2 protein-coding genes are annotated in these 1,976 nt (G+C 71.5%); both read left to right on the top strand.

Annotation, left to right across the window (positions count from 1 at the left end; translation table 11 throughout):
- Positions 1-1,179: membrane protein insertase YidC (gene yidC, locus AC0CYZ_RS15245; RefSeq protein ID WP_472216761.1), on the top strand; the 1,179-nt coding region annotated here is incomplete at its 5' end.
- Positions 1,180-1,337: 158 nt separating this feature from the next.
- A complete protein-coding gene (locus AC0CYZ_RS15240; RefSeq protein WP_472216759.1) occupies positions 1,338-1,874 on the top strand; it encodes a Jag family protein in 537 nt (178 codons plus the stop codon).
- Positions 1,875-1,976: the final 102 nt, after the last annotated feature.

Below are 1,976 nucleotides of genomic sequence, written 5' to 3'. Positions count from 1 at the left end.
GTCGTGCTGAACTTCATCTACTACCCGGTGTCGGCCATCCTGTGGTTCTGGCACAAGGTGTTCGGCTTCGTGCTGAGCGCCGACAGCGGGTTCGCCTGGGCGCTGTCGGTGATCTTCCTCGTCTTCACGCTGCGCGCGCTGCTGTTCAAGCCGTTCGTCAGCCAGGTCCGCTCGATGCGGAAGATGCAGGAGTTCCAGCCGCAGATCAAGAAGCTGCAGGAGAAGTACAAGGGCGACAAGCAGAAGCTCGCGGAGGAGATGCAGAAGCTCCAGAAGGAGCACGGCGTCAACCCGCTCGGCGGCTGCCTGCCGGTCCTGGTGCAGCTGCCGGTCTTCATCGGGCTCTTCCACGTGCTGCGGGGCTTCCAGCCCAACTACCCGTACAACTACGTCTTCGACCGCGACGACGTCATCTCCTTCAACAACGCCAGCCTCTTCGGCGTCAAGCTCTCCCAGGCGATCTTCGGCGGCGCCCAGGAGCTCGGGCACTTCTCCCTCAACTTCTCGAGCTTCACCCCCTCGGTCGTCCCGGTGGCGCTGCCGCTGATGATCATCGCCAGCGTCGCCACCCACTTCACGGCGCGCATCTCGGCCCAGCACCAGACGACGGCGTCCGCGGCGAACCCGCAGGCCGCGGTCATGCAGAAGCTGACGATGTGGCTGTTCCCGATCGGCGTGCTCGTCTTCGGTGCCTTCTTCCCGATCGCGATCCTGCTGTACTGGCTGGCGAACAACTCCTGGACGCTGACCCAGCAGTGGTACGTGTACGGCCGCATCGCCCGCGAGGAGGAGGACCGGCGCGCCCAGGCCGCCGAGCAGCGCGACCTCCTCGCGCCCAAGCCGGGCCAGAAGCCGAAGCGCGTCGACGCCGCACAGGCGGCCCCTGCCGTGGTCGACGCCGCTGTGATCGACGTGGACGAGCCGCAGGACGCCCCGGCGGGGGCCGCGGCCGCACCGTCCAACGGCGCCGCCCCCGGCAAGCCCAAGCCCGGCGCCCGCCCGTCGTCCGGGAAGGGCAGTGGCCGTGCCGCCCCCGGCAAGGTGGGCTCCCCGGCGGCCAAGAACGGCTCGGGCAACGGCTCGGGCGGCAACGGTTCGGGCAAGAACGGCGCCCGTTCCGGGCAGCTCGCCTCGTCGGGACGCCCCGGCGGCGGCAAGAAGTCGAAGAAGCGACGTTGACCCCGGTCGGTCCCGTCCACGCCCCGACGGCGGAACCGACCCCCGGGGCGCTCGCGCGCCCCCATCCCAGCCACCCGGGCCGTCGTCCCTCGACCGTCGAGGATCGGCCGGCGCGGGACCCGGAGGGCCGTCCGCGGCCCGTCGAGAGGAGACATGCCGTGTCCGAGACCCTGCAGTCGGACGGTCGCGCGGAGGACGCCGCGCCGACGGAGGGCGCCGAGGGCTCCCCCCAGGACGTCCTCGTGCGCGAGGGGGACATCGCCGGGGACTACCTCGAGCGACTCCTCGACATCCTCGACTTCGACGGCGACATCGACCTCGACGTCGAGGCCGGGCGCGCGATCGTCAGCATCGACGGCGGCAAGGACCTGGAGAAGCTCGTCGGGCAGCGGGGCGACGTCCTCGAGGCGCTCCAGGAGCTGACGCGCCTGGCGGTGCAGCAGAGCACCGGGACCCGGAACCGGCTGATGCTCGACATCGCCGGCTGGCGGTCGAACCGGCGCTCCGAGCTGACCGAGCTGGGCCGCCGGGCGGCCCAGGAGGTCAAGGACAGCGGCGAGAGCCAGAAGCTGCGTCCCATGACGCCGTTCGAGCGCAAGATCGTGCACGACGCCGTCGCGAGCGTGGACGGGGTGCATAGCGAGAGCGAGGGCGAGGAGCCCCGCCGTCGCGTGGTCGTGCTCCCCGGTCGCTGACCCGTGGGCGCCACGCGGGTGGCGGGCCGCCGTGGTCCACGTGGCCCACGGCGCCGCTCGCCGGGTGCACGGCGCCGGGGGTGGCGTCGGGGACGCCGACGA

The organism is Actinomycetospora sp. (genome assembly GCF_055612215.1).
Note: the sequence above shows the minus strand (reverse complement) of the source record. Positions and strands in the feature narration are given on the sequence as shown.